Annotated in this window: 12 protein-coding genes; 8 read left to right on the forward strand and 4 right to left on the reverse strand. The window is 74.1% G+C overall.

Going from position 1 to position 21,589, the window contains the following annotated elements; genetic code table 11:
- Nucleotides 1–92: 92 nt before the first annotated feature.
- Together ABZ956_RS26865 and ABZ956_RS26870 are read left to right on the forward strand one after the other, a co-directional pair.
- Complete coding sequence (locus tag ABZ956_RS26865) at nucleotides 93–1,982, forward strand: ABC transporter ATP-binding protein (RefSeq protein WP_361898783.1); 1,890 nt, start codon at nucleotides 93–95, stop codon at nucleotides 1,980–1,982.
- A gap of 223 nt (nucleotides 1,983–2,205) precedes the next feature.
- Nucleotides 2,206–3,807 carry a trypsin-like peptidase domain-containing protein gene (locus ABZ956_RS26870; RefSeq protein ID WP_361898786.1) on the forward strand — a complete coding sequence of 534 codons (1,602 nt, stop codon included), beginning with the start codon at nucleotides 2,206–2,208 and terminating at the stop codon, nucleotides 3,805–3,807.
- A gap of 28 nt (nucleotides 3,808–3,835) precedes the next feature.
- Here ABZ956_RS26870 and ABZ956_RS26875 read toward each other — a convergent pair whose 3' ends face one another.
- Nucleotides 3,836–4,204 (reverse strand): arsenate reductase family protein, encoded by a 369-nt coding sequence (locus ABZ956_RS26875; RefSeq protein ID WP_361898789.1) that lies wholly within the window; start codon nucleotides 4,202–4,204, stop codon nucleotides 3,836–3,838.
- A gap of 116 nt (nucleotides 4,205–4,320) precedes the next feature.
- Between ABZ956_RS26875 and ABZ956_RS26880 the strand changes: the two genes are divergently transcribed.
- The 6 genes from ABZ956_RS26880 (at nucleotide 4,321) to ABZ956_RS26905 (ending at nucleotide 19,679) form a co-directional block, all read left to right on the forward strand.
- On the forward strand, nucleotides 4,321–4,608 hold the full coding sequence (locus ABZ956_RS26880) for a hypothetical protein (protein WP_361898792.1): 288 nt from the start codon (nucleotides 4,321–4,323) through the stop codon (nucleotides 4,606–4,608).
- 365 nt (nucleotides 4,609–4,973) lie between these two features.
- Nucleotides 4,974–5,771, forward strand: a complete 798-nt coding sequence (locus ABZ956_RS26885) for a VOC family protein (protein ID WP_361898795.1) — start codon at nucleotides 4,974–4,976, stop codon at nucleotides 5,769–5,771.
- A 100-nt stretch (nucleotides 5,772–5,871) separates the two neighbouring features.
- Nucleotides 5,872–7,062: a pyridoxal phosphate-dependent aminotransferase family protein gene (locus ABZ956_RS26890; protein ID WP_361898798.1), complete on the forward strand. Its 1,191-nt coding sequence runs from the start codon at nucleotides 5,872–5,874 to the stop codon at nucleotides 7,060–7,062.
- Nucleotides 7,063–7,143: 81 nt separating this feature from the next.
- Nucleotides 7,144–15,252 carry an SDR family NAD(P)-dependent oxidoreductase gene (locus ABZ956_RS26895; RefSeq protein ID WP_361898801.1) on the forward strand — a complete coding sequence of 2,703 codons (8,109 nt, stop codon included), beginning with the start codon at nucleotides 7,144–7,146 and terminating at the stop codon, nucleotides 15,250–15,252.
- Complete coding sequence (locus ABZ956_RS26900; RefSeq protein WP_361898804.1) at nucleotides 15,249–16,817, forward strand: PfaD family polyunsaturated fatty acid/polyketide biosynthesis protein; 1,569 nt, start codon at nucleotides 15,249–15,251, stop codon at nucleotides 16,815–16,817. The genes ABZ956_RS26895 and ABZ956_RS26900 overlap by 4 nt, the downstream gene beginning before the upstream one ends.
- A 129-nt stretch (nucleotides 16,818–16,946) precedes the next feature.
- Complete coding sequence (locus ABZ956_RS26905; RefSeq protein WP_361898807.1) at nucleotides 16,947–19,679, forward strand: LuxR C-terminal-related transcriptional regulator; 2,733 nt, start codon at nucleotides 16,947–16,949, stop codon at nucleotides 19,677–19,679.
- 15 nt (nucleotides 19,680–19,694) lie between these two features.
- Here the strand turns inward: ABZ956_RS26905 and ABZ956_RS26910 are convergent, their stop codons facing one another.
- The 3 genes from ABZ956_RS26910 to ABZ956_RS26920 all read right to left on the reverse strand — a co-directional run bounded on the left by ABZ956_RS26910 (nucleotide 19,695) and on the right by ABZ956_RS26920 (nucleotide 21,413).
- Nucleotides 19,695–20,441 carry an SDR family NAD(P)-dependent oxidoreductase gene (locus ABZ956_RS26910; RefSeq protein WP_361898809.1) on the reverse strand — a complete coding sequence of 249 codons (747 nt, stop codon included), beginning with the start codon at nucleotides 20,439–20,441 and terminating at the stop codon, nucleotides 19,695–19,697.
- 11 nt (nucleotides 20,442–20,452) lie between these two features.
- Nucleotides 20,453–20,857, reverse strand: a complete 405-nt coding sequence (locus ABZ956_RS26915) for a hypothetical protein (protein WP_361898812.1) — start codon at nucleotides 20,855–20,857, stop codon at nucleotides 20,453–20,455.
- A 97-nt stretch (nucleotides 20,858–20,954) separates the two neighbouring features.
- Entirely contained in the window at nucleotides 20,955–21,413 is a 459-nt protein-coding gene (locus ABZ956_RS26920; protein ID WP_361898815.1) for a rodlin, read from the reverse strand.
- Nucleotides 21,414–21,589 lie beyond the last annotated feature (176 nt).

The following is a 21,589-nucleotide window of genomic DNA, read 5'->3' on the forward strand; positions in this document are numbered from 1 at the left end:
TCCGGCCGTTCGCCGCCCGCCGCGGTGCCTCGTACGGCATGGTGCAAGCGCTCACCCCGCACCGGAGCCGCGCACCGACCACGGGAGGCGAGTTGACCGAGGCCACGGAGAAGTCCCGCGAGGAATTACGTTTTCGCTCTCCCACGCTGGCGGCGCTCGAGAAGAGCCCCCTGACCGCCCGGTCGATGAGCAGGCGGCTGCCCCAGCTCGTGCGCAAGGCGCTCTCCCTCGGCTGGCGGGTGGACCGCAGCGCCGTGGTCCTGCTGCTGACCTGTCAGGTGCTCTCCGCCGCGTTCGAGGCGTTCGGGCTGCTGGCCACCACACGCACCATCACGGCACTGATCACCTCCGGCCACATCCAGGACCGCCTCTGGGAGGCGCTGCCCTCCCTCGTCCTGCTGGCCGGTGCCGCCGGGGCCCGCGCCCTGCTCGGCATCCTCGTCACCAACATCTCCAGCCGCCTGGCCCCGCGCATCTCCCGCGAAGCGGAGACGCAGATGCTCGACGCCGCGCTCCACGCCGAACTCGCGGCGTACGACAGCCCCGGCTTCAACGACATGCGGGAGGCCGCCGACCGGGGCGCGGAGGTGGCCCAGGACCTGCTCATCGAGGCCCAGGACCTCATGGCCTGCGTCGCCTCCCTGGTCGCGGCGGCCGGGGTGGTGACGCTGCTGCACCCGGCACTGCTGCCCCTGCTGTTGCTGGCGACGCTCCCCCAGGGCATCGCCAGCGTGAAGGGCGCCCGCGTCCACTACCTGACCTCCCGCGCCCTGAGCGGCGAGCGCCGGGTCCTGAACCACCTGCGGTGGCACATGACCGACAAGGACCCCGCCGACCAGCTGCGCTCGTGCACCATGGCCGACTTCCTCCTCGCCCGCTACCGGGCGATCGGGGACCGGGTCGACGCCGCGACCGACAAGGCCGTGCACCAGGGCGCGCGCTACGCGCTGCTCGGCGCGGTGGCCGGCGGGCTGACCTCCGCGCTGGTGTGGGCGGCCCTGGTGGGGCTGCTGGCCACCGGCCACATGTCCGTCGCCTCGGCGGGCACGGCGGTCTTCGCGCTGCGCACGGTCGGCTCGTCCCTGCGCGGCGTCGTGGCCTACGGCTCGCGGATGTTCCGGACGGGGCTCTACCTCGACGACTGGGCCGAGTTCATCGAGAAGGCCGGCGGCCACCGCACAGTGCGCGGAGACAAGATCCCGCAGGCCCCGCTGTCGGTGAAGGCGGAGGCGCTCACCTACCGCTATCCCGGCTCGGACCGCCCGGCACTGGAGAAGGTCAGCCTCGAGGTGCGCCGCGGCGAGGTCCTGGCCCTGGTGGGGGAGAACGGCTCGGGCAAGACCACGCTCAGCAAGCTGCTGGCCGGCCTGTACCTGCCCACCGACGGCGACGTCACCTGGGACGACGTGGCCACCGCCGAACTCGACCCGCACGGCCTGTGGACGCAGACCGCCGTCGTCCCCCAGCACTACGCCCACTGGCCCATGACGGTCCGGGAGAACATCACCCTCGGCCAGCCGCACGGAGGCGACGCCGCCGTCCTGCGGGCCGCGGCGCACGCCGGCGCCGACGAGGTGATCGAGGACCTGCGCAGCGGGCTGGACACCCTGCTGGCCCGGGAGTGGTTCGGCGGCGTGGAACTGTCCGGCGGGCAGTGGCAGCGCGTCGCCATCGCCCGCGCCTTCCACCGGCCGGCCGGACTGCTGGTCATGGACGAGCCCACCAGCGCCCTCGACGCACGGGCGGAGCACCGCATCTTCACCGGCCTGCGCGAGGTCGCCAGGGACCGGGCCGTCGTCCTCGTCACGCACCGCCTCGCGAACGTCGCCGTCGCCGACCGCATCGTCGTCCTCGACCACGGCCGCGTCGTCCAGCAGGGAGGCTTCACCGAGCTCGTCAAGGCCCCCGGCCTCTTCCGGGAGCTGTGGGAACTGCAGAACGACCGAGGCGCCTCGGCGCGGGGCGCGGCGATCCTGCCGTAAATGAGTCAACCGCGAGCGCACCGCCGCCCGCGAAGTGACGGTCAGTCATCAACGGCGCACCGCGACGGCCCGTGCGGACGAGCGCTTTCCGGAAGACGGTGCTCCATGGCGCTCCCGCGTCACCGCGCGTGATCGTCCTGAACACCATCCGCCTGCTCGCGGCGGCCGGAAGGCCTCTGCCAGGGTCGGGGCGTCCATCCGTCCCCCAGCAAGGAGGATCGCTGTGAAGAGTGCCGTCCGGACCCGGAAGCGGGCCGCACTGTCGGCCGGCGCGGCCGGGTTCATCGCCGCAGGGCTGATATGGGGAGCCTCCCCGGTGCGGGCGGCGGCCCCACCGGCCGGCGCCGGCGCCCCACGGCCGGCCGCGGCGGCCGGGGACGACGCACCGCTGGTCGACGCCGGCTCCGCCGACGGCAGGCGACTGCGCGCCACCGGACGGCTCGTCGGCGGTGGCGGCACGACCTGCACCGCCACCCTCGTCCACGCCCCGGGCACCGTGAACCCCGGCGCCAAGGCACTCGTCCTGAGCAACGGGCACTGCGCCGACGACACCATGGGCACGAACGAGGTCGTCGTCGACAAGCCCGCGCCCGAGGGCTGGAGCTACACCCCCGCCTACTTCCACGACAACGTCCCCGAGCACAAGAAGTTCACCGTCGAGCGCATCGAGTACGCCACGATGAAGGACATCGACGTCTCGGTGCTGCGGCTGACGGCCACCTACGGGGACCTCGCGAAGCTCGGCGTGACACCGCAAACCCTCTCGGGCCGGCGACCCGCGCCCGGCACGCCCCTGCGGGCCGCCCACGCCCCGACCGACGGCGTCGAACCGGGCCGGCAGTACCTGCGCCTGTCCACCTGCGCCGCCACGGCCTCACGCGTCGCGCTGCACGAACACACCTGGCTGTGGCGGGACGCCACCCGCACCGACTGCCTCGGCATCAGCGGCGGTTCCTCCGGCGGCCCCGTCACGACCGCGGGCGACACCGGACGGCTCGTCGGGATGCTCAACACCATCGCCACCCCCGGCTACCTCGGGTGCGGGCTGGGCCGGCCCTGCGAGGGCAGCGCGAAGGGGCTCGTGGTGCCCGCGGACAACGCCGCCTACGTCACGCCCGTCGACGCGGTCGGCTCCTGCCTGGACGCCACCGGCCTGCGGCTGTACCGCAAGGGCTGCCGCCTGGACCGGGGCGAGCAGGTGAACGTCGCCTTCCAGGGACAGCAGACCCGCACCGACACCCCCGACGGACCGGCCCGCTGGGACGCCCGCGTCACACCGGACCCGACGGCCCGGCACTCCTACGCCGCCTTCAAGAGCGGCCCGTTCGGGGTCGTCGACTGCACCCGTCCCGAGGGGTACGGCAAGCCCCGGCGCCTGACCGCCGCGGGCCTGGACCACAAGGACCTCCTGCCCGCGCACGACAACCTGTACGTGCTGTGCGTGGCCGGCGGGCCGGACGCCACCTTGAAGGGACACGACTGGGCGGCGTCCCTCGCGCACCCGTCGTACGCCTACGCCCGCGTCGACAACACCGCGCCGACCGTCGCCCCGAAGGCCGACATCCAGCTGTTCGACGGCGAGGACGCCTCCTACTGGGTCCGGCCCGTCTACGCACCCTGGGAGATCACCGGGTACAAGGTCAAGCACGGGCCGAAGGCGGCCACCGACTGCGCGGACACCACGGGGTACCGCGACTACCTGGGCATTCCCGCGACCCTCAAGGCAGCCGAAGGCCCCTGGACGTACTGTGCGATCGGCTACGACAACGCCGGCAACGCCACGCCGCCGGCCACCTTCGCCGTGGAGCCGCCCCCGGCCCGCTGACCGCCGCCGGCGGCCGGCGCGGCAGCGGTCAGCGCGCCGACCGGGACAGGGCCTCGCGGACCGCCTCGTCCGTGCGGGCCACCACCGCGGACCCGTCGTCCGCCGTGATGATCGGCCGCTGGATCAGCTTCGGGTGCTCCGAGAGCGCCGTGATCCAGCGGTCGCGCGCCGCCGCCTCGCGCGGCCAGTCCTTCAGGCCGAGCTCCTTGGCCGCCGCCTCCTGCGTGCGCGTGATGTCCCACGGCTCGAGCCCGAGCCGGCCGAGCACCGCGCGGATCTCGTCGGCGTCCGGCACGTCCTCGAGGTAGCGGCGGACGGTGTAGTCGGCGCCCTCCGCGTCGAGCAGGCCGAGGGCGCCGCGGCACTTCGAGCAGGCCGGGTTGATCCAGATCTCCATGGCCACCACCGTACCGTGAGCCCCATCCGACAGCGGCTGACCTGGGCCGTTGTCAGTGCCCGGCAGTAAAATGGGGGGAGTTGAAACAAGCGCAGGACCGCGTCAGGAGGATGCCGATGGCCGTAGCCGTAACACCCTGTCCCCTTCCCGACCTGCCGAGCCTCCCCACCTTGCCGAAGAGGCGCCTGCCCGCCGGGCGGGAGCGCGGCTGGTACGAGTCGCACAACCGCCGGCTGAAGGCGATGCGCCTGGTCATCGCCCTGCTCCACTCCGGGGTCTACCGCCCGCGCACGGCGACGAACCGCAGGATACGCGCCGTCGCCACCCAGATCGGCGTGCACCGGCCCTCCGACACCACCTGCCGGATGGTGCGCACCCTCATGCTCCACGACAGCGGTCGCTGACCGCCGTCTCCCGCTCGCAGCACCGGTCCCCTTCCCGCCGAGGAGGCGGCGAGGGGACCGGCCGGCAGCGATTCCTGGCCGGCCCGTCGAGCAGACCGAGCACTGCGGCGGCTTTGAGGGTCATCACGGCGGGACGACGCATGAAGTACCTCTTATCCGTTCATCGGCTTTGACGTATCACGCCTGCCCCCGCACCGGCCCCCACAAGCGCCCTGTCGCCCGTACGAGGGAGGCAGAAACGGTGTCTCGGTCGTGGGTTCGGCAGGCGGCGCCAGGGGCCGCCCGGCGCTCGCCTCGCGGTCCCGCACGCCCCTGGCTAGCGTGGAAAGGCCGGGACCACTCACCGAGCGGAAGGGGCCGCGGCCATGGCCGTACAACCGGAAGGCACGCCGTGCTGGGCCGACGCCATGTTCACCGACATCGAGGGGGCCAAGAGCTTCTACGGTCACGTACTGGGCTGGACCTTCGGCGAGGCCACGACGGAATTCGGCAATTACACCGAGGCCTACTCCGACGGCAAGGCCGTCGCCGCCATCGTCCCCCCGATGCCCGGCCAGGAAGGCGGGACGCAGTCGGCCTGGTGCCTGTACCTCGCCTCCCCGGACGTCACCGCCACGGCGGGAAGGATCCGCGAGAACGGCGGCGCCCTCCTCATGGAACCGATGCGGATCGGGGACCTCGGCTCGATGCTGCTCGCCCGGGACCCGGGCGGAGTGACCTTCGGCGTCTGGCAGGCGGGCCGCCACGAGGGCTTCGACAAGACCGGTGAGCCCGGCTCCTACTGCTGGGCCGAGGTCTTCACCCGCGAACCGCAGATGGCCGACGCGTTCTTCCCCGCCGTCTTCCCCTACACGACGAAGCGGATGGAGGACGACCAGATCGACTTCAAGCTCTTCGACCTGGGCGAGGACACCGTTATGGGCCGGATGGCGATGAAGGACGCCGACTTCCCCCCGCAGATCCCGCCCTACATCAACATCTACTTCGGCGTCGACGACTGCGACGCCGCCGTCCGGAGGGCGACCGAGCGCGGCGGAACGCTGCGGTTCGGGCCGATGGACAGCCCCTTCGGCCGCTTCGCGGCGCTGACCGACCAGCAGCAAGCGGCGTTCACCGTCATCGACATGAGCACCACCAAGGGCGAGGTGCCCAAGATGAGCTAGCGCGACCCCGCCGCCCCGGGCCCCGCGCACCCCTGGGGTCCGCGCATCCCAGGGTTCCTCCCGTAGTCCCGGCCGGGCGCCGACCGGCAGCCTTGAGGACATGATTTCGCAGGCGTACGGGAAGACCATGGCGTCCGTGCTGGATCTGGTGCGCGACGTGCGGGAACGCGAGCTGTACCCGTTCGAGCCGGCCTTCGCCGCGGGCCAGGACGTACGGACCAGGCTGCACGGCAGCGACGTGCTCGTGATGAGCACCAGCAACTACCTCGGGCTCGCCGGGCACCCGGAGATCACCGAGGCGATGAAGAGCGCCCTGGACCGCTTCGGCTCCGGCAACTGCGGCGCCCGGCTCGTCAACGGGACCACGACGCTCCACCTGGAGCTGGAGTCCCGGCTGGCCGACTGGCTGGGCACCGAGGCGGCCCTGACCTACAGCTCCGGCTACATGGCCAACCTGGGCGCCATCTCGGCGATGTGCGACGCGGAGACGGTCATCGTCACCGACCAGTTCAACCACATGAGCATCATGGACGGCTGCCGGCTGGCCGAGAGCCGCATCAAGATCTTCTCCCACAACAGCATGGCCAAGCTCGCCTACATCCTGGAGCGCAACGCCGACGCCCCGAAGCGGTTCATCGTCGTCGACGGCGTCTACTCGATGGACGGCGACCTGGCCCCGCTGGCGGAGATCGCCGAACTCGCGCGCCGCCACGACGCGATGACCATGGTCGACGAGGCCCACGGGCTCGGCGTCATGGGGCCCGGCGGCCGCGGCGCCTGCGAGCACTTCGGCGTCACCGCCGACCTGCTCATGGGCACCTTCAGCAAATCGCTGGCCGGAGTGGGCGGCTTCGTCGCCGGCCGCCGCGACGTCATCGAATACCTCCGGCACACCTCCCACACCTACGCCTTCAACGCCAGCCTGCCCGCGGTCACCGTCGCCGGGGTGCTCACCGCCCTGGACCTCCTGCGGCGCGAACCCTGGCGGATGCGGCGGCTGTGGGAGAACACCGAACGGTTCCGCCGCGGACTGCTCGCCCTCGGCTTCGACGTCGCGGGCACCCGCACACCCATCGTCCCCGTCCACATCGGCGACGAGATGACCGCACTGCGCATGGCCAAGGACCTCCTCGACCGGGGCGTGTACGTCTTCACCGCCATGTACCCGGCCGTACCCGTGCGCGGCGCCCGCTTCCGGCTCACCGTGACCGCCACGATGCGGCCCGAGGACATCGACCACGCGCTGGACGCCCTGAGGGAGGTCGGCCAGGCCCACGGCCTGCTCGACTGACCGCCCACCGGGCGCCGCACCACGCTCCACCCATCGGCACGTTGCATCCATCGGCACGACATGCACGGCAAGGGGGAACGGATGCCCGTCACCACGGCATCGGACGACAGCACCGCGATAGCGATCACCGGACTGGGGGGCCTGTATCCGGGGGCCGCGACCGTCGAACGGTTCTGGGACAACATCGTCCACGGCGTCGACAGCCTGCGCGAGGTCCCCGACACGCACTGGCCCGTCGCCGACCACTACGACCCGGACCCGGCCGCACCGGACAAGACCTACTGCAAGCGCGGCGGCTTCCTGCCCGAAGTCCCCTTCGACCCCATGGAGTTCGGGCTGCCGCCCAGGACACTGGAGTACACCGACGTCCTGCAACTGCTCAGCCTGCTCGTGGCCCGCGACACCCTCGCCGACGCCGGCTGCACCGACGCCCCCTGGCACGACCGGTCCCGTACCGGCGTCGTACTGGGCGTCACCGGCTCCAACTCGATCATCCAGCCGCTGTCCACCAGGCTGCAGACGCCGGTGCTCAAGAAGGCGGTACGCAGCTGCGGGCTCACCGAGCGGGACGCCGAGGAGATCGCGGACAAGTTCGCCAAGGCGTTCGTGCCGTGGGAGGAGAACGCCTTCCCCGGCCTGCTGGGCAACGTCGTCGCCGGCCGCATCGCCAACCGCTTCGACCTCGGCGGCATCAACTGCACGGTCGACGCCGCCTGCGCCAGCTCCCTGGCCGCCGTGCGCATGGCCGTCGACGAGCTGCTGTCCGGCCGCGCCGACCTCATGCTGACCGGCGGCTGCGACGCCGACAACAGCATCCTGATGTACCTGTGCTTCTCCAAGACGCCCGCCCTCTCCCGCAGCGGCGGCATCCGGCCCTTCGACGAGGACGGCGACGGCACGCTCATCGGCGAGGGCATCGGCATGCTCGCCCTGCGCCGGCTGGCCGACGCCGAACGGGACGGCAACCGGATCTACGCGGTGCTCCGCGGGCTCGGCGCCTCCAGCGACGGCCGGCACAAGAGCATCTACGCCCCGCGCCGGGAAGGCCAGATGACCGCCCTGGAACGGGCCTACGCCGCCGCCGGCTTCGGGCCCGAGCAGGTCGGCCTGCTGGAGGCGCACGGCACCGGCACCCCGGTCGGCGACCTGACCGAACTGACCGCGCTGCGCGGCGTCTACGAGCGGGCCGCGGCCGGCCGGCACAGCGTCGCGATCGGCAGCGTGAAGTCCCAGATCGGCCACACCAAGGGCGCGGCGGGCGCCGCCGGGCTCATCAAACTGGCGCTGAGCCTGCACCACAAGGTGCTGCCGCCGACGATCAACGTCAGCCGGCCCCGGGCCGCCCTGGGGTTCGACGACGGACCCTTCTACGTCAACACCGAGTGCCGGCCCTGGATCGCCGAGCCGCGCCGCCCGCTGCGCCGTGCGGCGGTGTCCTCCTTCGGGTTCGGCGGCACCAACTTCCACTGCGTCCTGGAGGAGCACACCCGCACCGCCGGGGAACCGGCCGCCGGGCACGACACGGCCCAGGTGTACCTCTGGCAGGCGAGCGGCCCGGAGGAGCTCCTGGCCGCCGTGGCGGGGCAGCCGTGCGGGACCCCCGACGACCACGTCGCCCCGGACCGGGCCAGGCTGGCGATCGTCGCCCGCGGGGAGGAGGAGCTGGCCCGGCTGCGGGCCGACGCGCTCGACCGGCTCCGCTCCGACACCTCGGCACCCTCCTTCGAACTGGCCGGCCGGGTCTTCTACCGCCGCTCCGGTGGGCCCGCGGGCAAGGTCGCCGCGCTCTTCGCCGGGCAGGGCAGCCAGTACGCGGGCATGGGCGCCCGTACGGCCCTGGCCGTACCCCAGGTGCGGGCCGCCTTCGACGAGGCGGCGGCCGTCGTGGCCGGGGACGAACCGCTGGGCGCGGTCGTCTTCCCGCCGCCCGCCTTCGACGCGGCGGCCCGCGCCGCACAGGAGGACGCGCTGCGCAGGACGGAGTACGCCCAGCCGGCGATCGGTGCCCTGGCGGCGGGCCAGTACCGCTATCTGGCCGGGCTCGGCTTCGGCGCCGACGCCGCACTGGGCCACAGCTTCGGGGAGCTGACGGCGCTGTGGGCGGCGGGAAGCCTCGGCGACCGCGACTTCCGGCGGCTGGCCGCCGCCCGCGGCAGGGCCATGGCCCGCCGCCCCGCCGACCTGCCCGACCCCGGCACGATGGCCGTGGTGCACGCCGGCGCCGAGCGCGTGGCCGAGCTCCTCGCCGGCCGGCCCGACGTCGTGGTGTGCGGCCGCAACGCGCCCGCCCAGACGGCCGTCGGCGGCGCCACCGAGGCCGTGACGGAGTTCCTCGCGCACTGCGCCGCCGAGGGGGTGCGGGCCGGACGGCTACCGGTCGCCGCCGCGTTCCACACCCGCCATGTTGCGCACGCCGCCGGGGAGTTCGCCGAGGCGCTGGAGCGGACGGACTTCCATCCACCGGCCTTCCCCGTCCTCGCCACCACCGAAGGGGCACGGTACGGCACGGACGCGGCGGCCAACCGCCGGGTCCTGGCCGAGCAGCTGACCCGGCCGGTGCACTTCGCCCCGCGCCTGGAGGAGCTGTACGCCGACGGGTTCCGCGTCTTCGTGGAGTTCGGGCCGAAGGCGGTGCTCGCCGGCCTGACGCGGCAGACCCTCGCCGGCCGGGACTCCGTCACCGTCCTGCACGCCGATCCCGGCCCCGGCGGGGACGGGGACGCGGCGCTCAAGGAACTCGTGGCCCGTCTCGCCGTCCTCGGACTGCCCCTCAAGGGGTTCACCCCGCCCACCACCAGCACGGACGCCGACGCGGCGAGGAAAGGAACGATCCCCTTGAGCGGCACCAATCACGTCCCGGCCGAGCGCCGGCGCGCGTACCAGGACGCATTGGACAACGGCTACACCATCCGCGCCGAGCCCGGCCCGGCGGCGGCGAACGGACCGGAGGACACCGGTCACCTCGCGCTGCACCGGACCTTCCTCGACGGGCAGTTCCGCATCGCCGAGCGCATCGGCGACGTCCTCCAGGAGGAGATGCGGGGCGAGGTCCGGGAATCCGTGCTGGGCGCCCTCGCCACCCTCGCCGAGCACAGCGTCGCCGTCTGCCGCAGCCACGAGGAGGCGCTGCGCGGCCTGCCCCACCGCGAGCCCGGTCCGCCCGTGGCCGAGGCCGCTCCGCGGAGCGTGGCCGAACCCGTTCCGGTCGTACGGTCGCGCCCGCACCTCGCCGCCGTCACCGGACCGCCGCCGGCCCTGCCGGCACCGCCCGCACCGGTGGCCCCGCCACCCCCGCCCGCCGCCGAACCGGAAGCCGGCGGTCCGGGCACCGACGAGGTGCGCGGACAGCTGCTGGACATCGTGTCGGCCAAGACCGGCTACCCCGCGGAGATGCTCGAGGGCGGCATGGAGATCGAGGCCGACCTGGGCATCGACTCCATCAAGCGCGTCGAGATCATGGGCACCCTGCGCGAGCGGTTCCCCGCCACCGCGGTCGTCGGCGCCGAGACGCTGGCCGAACTGCGCTCCCTCGACGACATCGTGGACTTCGTCACCGGCGCCCAGGAGGCGGGCCCCCACCCAAAAGCTGAGCGCGGGCTCGGCATCGCGCTGCACCACGCGCGGCCGATCCCGCTGCCGGCCCCGGACCGCCTCGAAGGCGCGTACGGCGACCACCCCGTCGCGCTGCTGGCGGGCGACGCCCCGCAGACGACCGGCCCGCTCGGCGAGCGGCTGGCCGCCGCCGGCTGGACCGTGCACCACGGCCACGACGTGCCCGGGGGCGTGGACCGGCTGGACCTCGTCCTGTACGCGCCGGGCCACCCCGACGGCTTCGGCACGGCGGCCACGCGGCTGCGCGAGGCCCTGCTGCTCGCGGGCCGCACCCAGCCGCTGCTGGAGACGGCCGCCCGGCACGGCAGGGCCGCCTTCCTCACCGTCGTCCGCACCTCGCACGAGCCGGCGGCCGCCGCCCTGGGCGGGCTGGCCGGCCTGGTGCGGACCCTGGCGATCGAGGCGCCCACCCTGTTCTGCCGCGCGGTCGAACTGGACGCGGCCCTCGACGAGGCCACCGCCGCCGCACTGCTCCTGGCCGAACTCCACGATCCGCGCGCAGCCCTGGACCGCGTCCGCTACGACGCCGGCGCCACCCGCCACCGGACCGTCCTCACCGACCGCGCACCGTATGCGCAAGAGGAGGTGCCCGAGCCCGGCCCCGGGGACCTGCTGGTGGTGACCGGCGGCGGCAGGGGGGTGACCGCCGCGTGCGCCGTCGCCCTGGCCCGCCGCCACCGCGCGGGACTGCTCCTGCTGGGCCGTACCCCGCTCACCGCCGGCCACGAGTGGGCCGCGGACGTACCGGCCGGGCACCTGCGCGCGCAGATCGCCCACCGGGCCCGCGCGGCCGGCGCCACCGCCGCGCCCCGCGAGGTCGAACGCCTCTACCGCGACATCACCGCCCAGCGCGAGATCGCCGCCACCGTGGCGGCGGTCCGGCAGGCGGGCGCCGAGGCGCGCTATCTGCCGGTCGACGTCACCGACGCCGAAGCGGTCGGCGCGGCGCTGCGGCCGCACCGCGAGCGGATCACCGGCGTGGTGCACGGCGCGGGCGTCCTCGCCGACCAGCTGATCACGGCCAAGCGCGGCGAGGACGCCGACCGGGTCCTGGGCCCCAAACTCCTGGGCCTGCGGGCGGTCCTGGCCGCCGTCGAGGCGGACCGGCTCCGGCACGTCGTGCTCTTCTCCTCCGTGGCCGGCTTCTTCGGCAACCGTGGCCAGGCCGACTACGCCATGGCCAACGAGGCGCTCAACCACCTCGCCGTCGCCCTGAAGGACGCCCACCCCGCCGCGCGGGTCACCGCCCTGAACTGGGGCGCGTGGGAAGGCGGCATGGTCACCCCCGAACTGGCCCGCATGTTCGCCGAGCGCGGCGTCCCGCTCATCCCCCTGGCGGACGGGGCCGAGCTGTTCGCCGCACAGTTCGACCGGCGGCGCCCGGGGGACACCGTCTGCGTGATCGGCCCGGCCGCGCCCTGGTCACCGCCGCCGGCACGGCGCGAGCTGCCCGACGGCGGGCTGAGGGTCCGGCGTGAGACGGCCCCGCTGCTCACCGACCCCGTCCTCGCCGACCACCGCGTCGACTCCGTCCCCGTCGTGCCCATGACCGCCGCGCTCGGCGCCGTACTGGACGTGGCCGGACAGGTGCTGCCGGGCACCGCCGTGACCGGCGTGCGGGACGTCACCGTGTTCAAGGGCGTCGTGCGCGACGCGGACGCGCCCACGGCACTGACCTTCGAGCTCACCCCGCACGCCGGGGGCGGCCTGCGGGCCGTCGTCCACGACGACCGGGGGCGGCCCCGCTACGGAGCCGTCCTGGACACCGGCGAGCCCGCCCCGCCCCCACCACGCCGGACGGCGCCGCCCGCGTTCGACGGCGCGGAGCCGGCCGACCCCTACGCCGACGGCGCCCTCTTCCACGGACCCGCCCTGCGCGGCATCCGCGCTCTGCTCGCCGACGACGGCCCGGACATGACCTTCCTGTGCGCCCTGCGGGACACCCCCCTGGCCGACGGCGCCTGCGCCACGCCCCGCTACAGCCCCGTACTCGCCGACCAGTTGCTCCAGGCGCCCCTGGTGTGGCTGTACCGGCGCGAGGGGATCAGGGCGCTACCGAGCCGGATCGGCCAGTTCCGTATCCACCGTCCCCTGCCGTCCGGGGCGCCCTTCGCCGTGTCCGTGGAGGACGTACGGACCACCCCGGGCGGCGCCCGCTGCTCGGTGACCGCCACCGACGCCGCCGGCGAGGTCCTGGCCGAGCTGCGCGACGTCGAGCTCGTCGCACGCCCCGCACCCGTGGTGTGGGGCCGAGGGGAACTGGAGGAACTGGCCACCGGCAGCGTCGCCGCGGTCTTCGGACCCGCCTTCGCGGAAGCCGACACCCTGCCGCACCGGCTGCGGCCGCCGGCGCCGCCCTACCTGGTGCTGTCCCGCGTCACCGCGATCCGGGCCACCCCCGGCGTCCTGGAACCATCGAGCATCACCGTCGAGTACGACGTCCCCGACGACATGTTCACCGTGGACGGGCGGGCGCCCTTCTGCACCACCCTGGAGGCCGCCCAGGCCAGCGTGGTGCTGATCGGCTACATGGGCGTCGACCTGCACGACAAGGGGCGGCGCAAGTACCGGCTGCTGGGCGGCAGCACCGTCTTCCACGGGGACCTGCCCCGGGCGGGGGAGACCGTCCGCTACGAGCTGGAGATCCGCCGGCTCGTCCGCGACGACGACAAGCTGCTGTTCTTCTTCGACTGCCGGGGCTACCGGGGGAGCGAGCTGTTCCTCCACATGCGGGACAACTGCGCCGGCTTCTTCACCGACGCCGAACTCGCCGACCCGCTCGGCATCGTGCCCACCCGGCTCGACGCACGGCGCCGCGAGGAGATGACCCGCGCCTCGTTCACCCCGCTGGCGCGCACCGCTCGCACCGAGCTGACACGCGCCGACCTCGAACGGCTCGCCGCGGGCGAGGCGGCGGCGGTCTTCGGCCCCGCCTGGGACCGGACGGCCGACGCCCTCAACCCGTCCGTGCGGCTGCCCGCCGGACAGGCCCTGATGCTGGACGCGGTGACCGGTATCGAGCGCACCGGCGGCCCACGGGCCCTCGGCAGGCTGACCGCCACCCGGGCCGTCGCCCCGGACGACTGGTTCTTCGCCTGCCACTTCCCCGGCGACCCCGTCATGCCCGGCACCCTGATGCTGGAGGGCGCGGCCCAACTGCTCCAGGTCTACGCCCTCCACCTGGGCCTGCACCTGGTCTTCCCCGACGCCGAGTTCCAGCCCGCACCCGGGCGGCGCACCCACTGCACGCTGCGCGGCCAGGTCGGCCCCGGGACGCGGGAGCTGCGCTACGTCGCGGAGATCACCGAGGTGACGATGCTGCCCCGGCCCACGATCGTCGCCGACGTGATGGTCCACGACGGCGACAAGCCGATCCTGAGCCTGCGCGACCTCGCCCTGCGGGTACGGGAGAAGCCCGGCACACCCTGCCGGATCGAGAAGGGCGGACGCCCGGCCCGCTTCCTGGGCCGCCGCAACGCCGCGGGCGAGCCGGCGCTGGCGAACGAACTGCACATGGCCCACCTGGCCCAGGGCGACCTGAGCCTGGCCATGGGCCCGGAATTCGCCGTCTACCGCGACCGGCTCGCCCCGCGCATCCCGGGCGGGGACTTCCGGTTCGTGGACCGCGTCATGGAGTTCACGGGCGAACGGGGACAGCTCAGCGGCGCCCGCATGGTCACCGAGTACGACGTACCGCCGGACGCCTGGTACTACGCGGACCCCGCCCATCCGGGCATGCCGTACTGCGTGCTCCAGGAGAGCTCCCTGCAGTCGGCGGTCCTGACCGGCTACTACCTGGGCGCGAGCCTGCTGACGCCCCAGGAGGACCTCGTCATCCGCAACCTCGACGGGACGGCGGTGCTGCTGCGCGAGACGGACCTGCGCGGGCGCACCATCCGCCAGGAATCCGAACTGCTCGCCACCCGGCAGACCCTCGGCGCGACCCTGCAGACCTTCCGCTACCGGCTCAGCGCCGACGGCCGGGAGTTCTACCGCGGCGAGTCGCTGTTCGGCTACTTCAACGCCAGGGCGCTGGCCAAACAGGCCGGCCTCGACGGCGGGAGGACCGTCCCGCCCTGGCAGCCCGCGGACCCGGTCACGGCCGTCGAACGGCTGTCCGTCGCCGGGGAGGAGGGCGACCGCCTGCGGCTGGTCGACCACGTGGACATCGTGCGCGACGGCGGCCGCCACGGCCTCGGCCACGTACGGGCACGCCGGCCGATCGACGCCGGCGACTGGTACTTCCCCTGCCACTTCCACGGCGACCCGGTGATGCCCGGCTCGCTCGGCGTGGAGGCCGCGCTGCGCTGCCTGCGGGAGTTCGCCCGGCACACCCGGGGCGCGGACGGGCCGGGCCCGCTGACGTTCGCGGTGCCCGTGGGCACGCCGCTGACCTGGCGCTACCGCGGACAGATCCTGCCCCACGACCGCGAACTGGTGCTGGAGCTGCACATCAAGGAGGCCCGGGACCCCTCCCTCGAGTCCCTCGTCATCGCGGATGGCAGCGTGTGGAACGGCGCGCTGCGCATCTACGAGTTCACCGACCTCGCCGTCGCCACGCACCTGGGGGAACGATGAAGACCCGCGAACGCACACCGATACGCCCCGAACCGCCGGCGACCGGCCCCGGGTCCCTGAGGACCCTGATCGGCCGCCTGGAGCACAGCCTGTACGTCGTCGCCGCGGACTCCGGCCCCACCGTCGCCCCCGCCCCGGTGCCGGGGCGGCGGGTCATCGCCTCCCTCGGCCCGCTGCCGCCCAGGAGCCTGGGCTCGCCGGACTTCCGGGCCGCGCACGGGGTACGCACCGCCTACATGGCCGGCGCGATGGCCGGCGGCATCTCCTCGGTCGAGCTCGTCGCCGCCGCGGCCCGGGCCGGCTTCCTCGCGGCCTTCGGCGCGGGTGGGCTGCCTCCGCACGCGGTGCGCGAGGCCCTCGTCCGGCTCGGGGCGCGCGTCCCCACGCTGCCCTACGCGGTCAATCTGCTGCACACGCCCGCCGAACCGGCACTGGAACGCGCGGTCGTGGAGCTGTGCCTGCACCACAAGGTGCGCTGCGTCGAGGCCTCGGCGTACCTCGACCTGACCCCGCACCTGGTGCGCTACCGGGTCGCCGGGCTGCGCCGGGACGCCGACGGCCGCCCGTACGCCGCGAACCGGGTGATCGCCAAGGCGTCCCGGCCGGAGGTGTGCGGGCGCTTCCTCCTGCCGCCGCCCGGAGAGACGGTCGCCGGCCTGCTCGCCCAGGGGCTCGTCACCGCCGAACAGGCCGACCTGGCCCGGGTGGTGCCCATGGCCGACGATCTCACCGTGGAGGCGGACTCGGCCGGCCACACCGACCGGCGGCCGCTTGCCGCGCTGCTGCCCGTGCTCGCCCGGCAGCGCGACGCACTGCACCGCCGCCACCCGGACCTGCCGCCCGTGCGGCTGGGCGCCGCCGGAGGCATCGGCACGCCCCACGCCGTGGCCGCCGCCTTCGCGCTGGGCGCCGACTACGTCGTGACCGGCTCGGTCAACCAGTCCTGTGTGGAGGCCGGTACCGCCGAGCGCACCAGGCGCCTGCTGGCGACCGCCGGCATCAGCGACTTCGACATGGCCCCGTCCGGCTACATGTTCGAGCTCGGGGCGCAGGTGCAGGTGCTGAGCAGGGGCACGATGTTCCCCCAGCGCGCCCGTCGGCTGCGGCGGCTGTACGAGAGCTGTGGGGGAGTGGAGGAGCTGTCGCGCCAGGACCGGGCCTGGCTGGAGGGCCAGGTGTTCCGCCGGCCGCTCGACGACGTCTGGACGGAGGTCGTCCGCTTCTTCGCGGACCGGGACCCCGGGGTCGTCGAACGGGCCGCCGCCGACCCCAGGCGGCGCATGGCGCTCACCTTCCGCTGGTACCTCGGCCTGTCCTCGAAGTGGGCGGTGGGCGGGGACCCGGAGCGCGCCGCCGACTACCAGATCTGGGCCGGCCCGGCCCTGGGCGGCTTCAACGACTGGGCCCGCGACACCTACCTCGCGGACCCGGCCGGCCGGCACGTCGCGGACGTGGCCCACCACCTGCTGGCCGGCGCGGCCTTCCACACCCGCCTCGCCGCACTCCGCCAGGCCGGCGTCCGCCTCCCCGCCGGGCTGGACTACGTGCCCGCGCCGCGTCCCTGAGGAGGGAGCGGCCCGCCGGAGGCGACGCGCCTCCGGCGGGCCGCCCGGGCGTGATTCCCCCTAATGTCATTTGGTACCAGTTGTCACATTCCTTCCTTCGGGGTCTCCCGCTCGGTTAGCCTCGGTGGAGTGCTATGGGGGAGGAAGGCCGAGTGCGAACGCCTGGGCCGACTGCTCGACGACGCCCGCCGGCTGCGCAGCGGCGTGCTGGTGCTGTGCGGCGAGCCGGGGGTCGGCAAGACCGCACTGGTGGACCACGCCGTCGCCGCCGCGACCGGCCTGCAGGTACGTCAGATCAGGGCGCCGGAGACCGAGCGGGAGCTGCCCTTCGCGGGCCTGTCCGCGCTGCTGCGCCCGTGGGAGAGCGGCATCGACCGGCTGCCGCCCGTGCAGGCGGCGGCGCTCCGAGGCGCCCTGGCGCTGGGCCCCGCGGTGGGCGGCGACCGCTTCGCCGTCGCCGCCGCCACCCTCGGCCTGCTGACCGCCGCGGCCGAGCGGCAGCCGATGCTGCTGGCCCTCGACGACTTCCACCGGATGGACGACGCGTCGGCGGAGGCGGTGCTGTTCGCCGCCCGCAGGCTCGACCGCGAGGGCATCGCCGTCATCATCGGCACCCGCGTCGCCCCACCGCAGTGGGAAACCCTCGAGCTGAGGGGACTGGACGCGGCCGCCGCCACGGACCTGGTGGCCGCCCACCAGGGCCCGGTCGCCGCCGAGGTCGCCGAACGGCTCGTCCGCGACACCGGCGGCAATCCGCTGGCGCTGATCGAACTCGCCCGCCTGCTCGACGCCGAGCACCTCGCCGGCACAGCCGCCCTGCCCCTGCCGCTGCCGGTCGGCAGGGCCACGACAGCACTGTTCGCCCCCCGCCTGTCCGCCGTCGGTGCCGAGCGGCGCACGGCGCTGCTGCTGGCGGCCCTGACCGACACCGACGTGGACACCGTCACCGACGCGGCCCGCGAACTGGGCCTGCCCGCCGAGGCGGTGACCGACCTCGACGACGACGGCCTGGTGACGATCGAGGCCCGGCGCATCGTCTTCGCCCACCCGCTGGTCCGCTCCGCCGTCGTGGAGGTCGCCACACCCGCGCAGCAGCGCGCCGCCCACCGCGCCCTCGCCCGCGCCCTGACCGGGCCCGAACACACCGACCGCCGGGCCTGGCACCTGTCCGCCTCGGTGGTCGGCCGCGACGAGGAGGTCGCCGCCGAGCTGGAACGGATGGCCGACCGCATGCGGGACAAGCGCGCCTACCAGGTCGCCTCGCAGAGCTACGAGCGCGCCGCCGAACTCGCCGCCGACCGCGGCCGGTACGCCCGCTGCCGCTTCCAGGCGGCGGCCGCCGCCTGGTTCGCCGGACAGTTCCACCGCGCCCACGACCTCGTGGCCGAGGCCACCGTCGACGGGCTGGACGGGGACTGGGCGGCCGAGGCGCAGTACGTGCTCGGCGGCATCGAGCTCTTCCTCGGGCACCCGCGGCGCGCCCTGCGCCGCCTCGCCGACTCCGCCGCCCGCTACCGCACCACCGCCGTCGAGGTGGCGGTCCAGCGCCAGCTCGACGCCGTGCTCGCCGCCTACGTCGGCAACGACTTCGACGCCGCCGCCGAGCTCGCCGTGGCCGCCGCGGGCTGGGGCTCCGCCAACCGGGCCATGACCGGACTCGCCCGGCTGCTGGCCGGCGTCAGCGTCCTGGCCCGCGGCGACCCCCTCCGGGGCGCGCGGCTGATCGGCGAGGCGGTGGGCACCGAGGAACTGCTGCGGGGGCAGGGCCTGGGCGGCCAGCACGCCGTGCACGCCGCCCACGAACTCGTCCGCGCCGGCTACCCGATGGCCGCCAAGCGGATCCTCGACCCGCTGGTGGAAGGGCTGCGCGCGGACGCCGAGCTCGGCATGCTGCCCTACGCCCTGCACATCGCCGCGGTCGCGGAGGTCCGCTCGGGACAGCTGAGCGCCGCCTATGCCGCGGCCTCCGAATCGACCCGCCTCGGCCGCGAGACCGGCAACCCCCTGTGGCACTACCGCGGCATGGCGGTCCTGGCCTACGTACAGGCCAACCGGGGCGAGGAGGCCGACTGCCGGCACAGCGCCGCCGAGGCCCGGCGGCTGGGCGAACAGCTGGGCACCACCTCCGCCCGCTACATCGACGAGGCCCTCGCCGCCCTGGAGTTCGCCCTCGGCCACACGGCCACCGCGCTGCGCCACGTCGCGGACGTCGGCTACTTCGGCATGTGCTCCTCCGCGCTCCTGCTGACCTGGCCCGGGGCGATGGACGTGGCCGAAGCGCACGCCCGCGGCGGCCACCGGCTGCCGCACGCACTGGCCGCCGCGCTGGAGCGCACCCTCGCCGAGGACATCGCCTCCGGCCTGCCGGGCCAGGCCGCGGGGCTGGCCCGGCTGCGCGCCCTGACCACGCCCGACGGCGACGAGGCCGAGGAGCTCTTCGAGCGCGCCGTGACCGGCTACACGCAGGTCGGCCTGCGCCTGGAGGCAGCCCGCACCCAGCTGTCGTGGGGGCAGCGGCTGCGCCGCCAGGGCAGGCTCTCCGCGGCCCGCGCCCGGCTGCGCGCCGCCCACACCGGCCTCGACGCCATGGGCGCCCGGCTGTGGGCCGGCCGCGCGCTGGCCGAGCTGCGCGCCACCGGGGCCAAGCACCTGCCCCCGGCGGCCCAGCAGGCCCAGGCCCTGACCCCGCAGGAGATGCAGGTGGCGCTGGCCGTCTCGAGCGGCGCCACCAACCGGGAGGCCGCCGCCGCCCTGTTCCTGAGCACCAAGACGGTGGAGATGCACCTGACCCACGTCTACCGCAAGCTCGGCCTGCGCTCACGCACCGAACTGGCACGCCGCTTCGCCGACGAGCACGACTGAGCGAGGCCCCGGCCCTCAGCGCATCAGGGCACCGCCGTTGATGTCGTACGTCGCGCCCGTGATGAACGAGTCGGCCGAGCACAGGAAGAGACACAGCCGGGCGACCTCGTCCGGGGTGGCGATCCGGCCGAGGGGCACCTGGGCGGTGAGCTGGGCGAGGGCGTCGGCGTCGATGGAGCGCACCATCGGCGTGTCGACCATCGCCGGGGAGACCGCGTTGACGGTGATGCCGTGCGGGGCCAGCTCGGTGGCGAAGACCCGGGTCAGGGCGATCAGGGCGGCCTTGGAGCTGCCGTAGGCCGCGCCCGTGGGCCGGGCGGTCTGACCGGCGATGGAGGCCATGTTGACGACGCGTCCGAAGCCCCGCTCGCGCATGCCGGTGGCGACGGCGCGGGTGAGGAAGAACGCGGCACGCAGGTTGACCGCGAAGACGTCGTCCCACTCTTCGGGCGTGGTCTCCCACAGGGACTTCGCCAGCGGCCGGGCCGCGTTGTTGACCAGCACGTCGACGGGTGACCACGCCTCCGCGGCACGGCAGACCCCGGCCACCGCGTCGAGGTCGCGCAGGTCGGCGCGCAGGGGCAGGACGCGCTCCCCCTGGGGGTCGAGTTCCCGGGCCAGGGCCCGGTTGCCGGCCTCGTCGACGTCCACGGCGACGATCCTGGCACCCTCGGCGTGAAAGGCGCGCACGAGAGCGGCGCCCAGCCCCTGGGCGCTGCCGGTGATCAGTACGGTACGACCGGTCAGTCGGGTGTCGAGCATCTGCCGCTCCCTCAGGCCGTGCCGAAGAACAGCGGCCGCCCGACCCTGGCCTCGATCCGCAGGTAGCGCCACAGCCGCCCGGTGCCGACCGGGGTGTCACGGACGATGCCGCAGACGCGGGAGACGGTGGGCAGATCGGGCACGTCGGCGAGGATGTACGACATCCACGGCCACGAAGGGGTCGCCCCGACCATGAGCTGATCGTCGTCGAGGGTGCCGAGCACCTGGAGGCCGAAGCGCTCGGCGAGGCGGTCGAACGCGGGCGGAATGGCGGCCGCCACCGCAGCGCGTTCCGCGTCGTCGGCACTGAAGAATTCCTGGGTGACGCCTATGCAGAACAGCGTCCGTAACGGTGAATCGGAGGCCGGTAATGCCGCGGGCGCGGCCTCGCCGGCCGGGGGAATGATCTCGGACATACCCGCACGCTAACAGCCCCCGCACGCACCGCGCCGGCCGGCCCGGGAAAGGCCGGCCGGCGCGATGCCGTCCCTGTCTTGACTACCCGTACACCACTCAGTGACCGCCGTGCTCTTCGTGGTGCTCTTCGTGGTGCTCCTCGTGGTGCTCGCCCCGGCCGTTCTCGTTTCCGGAGCCGTTCCCCGACACGATCGGGATCTCGTTGATGAGGTGGCTCAGCGGGTCGTCGCCATCATTGATCGTCGAGTTGTCGGTGCACTGTTGCTGCTGCTGGGACGTGAGGATCGGCACGTCCTGGACCCCGACGTTGATCAGCGCGATGAGCGACTGGACGCCCAGCTTGCCGATCCCGATGCACAGCTTGTTGAGCGAGCCCTGAACGGCGGTCATCTGCGGGCTTTCCTTGCCGCCCGTCTCGGTCCTGCCGTACGAGGTCTTGGCGTCGTTGCCGTTGGCGACATTCTGCTCGTCGTTGACGCTCGCGAACGCGGGGCCGGCGATGAACCCCACTGCCGAAGCCGTGAGGGCAACCGTCGTGAGAACCTTCTTGAGCACGTGCCAGCCTTTCGATCGGTGAATATCTCCCCGCGTATCCGCGGACAAGTCACCTGGGTAACTGAGGGCCGTCGGGGAAGTTCCGAACGCTCACTCGTTTGCCCCAACAGGGCCGCCCGGCCACGATTTCGCGGCCGCCGCGCCGACAACGGTGCGACATGCTGGAAATCCGATCC

Origin of the sequence: Streptomyces sp. NPDC046261 (assembly GCF_040646235.1) — a bacterium.
GTDB lineage: Bacteria > Actinomycetota > Actinomycetes > Streptomycetales > Streptomycetaceae > Streptomyces.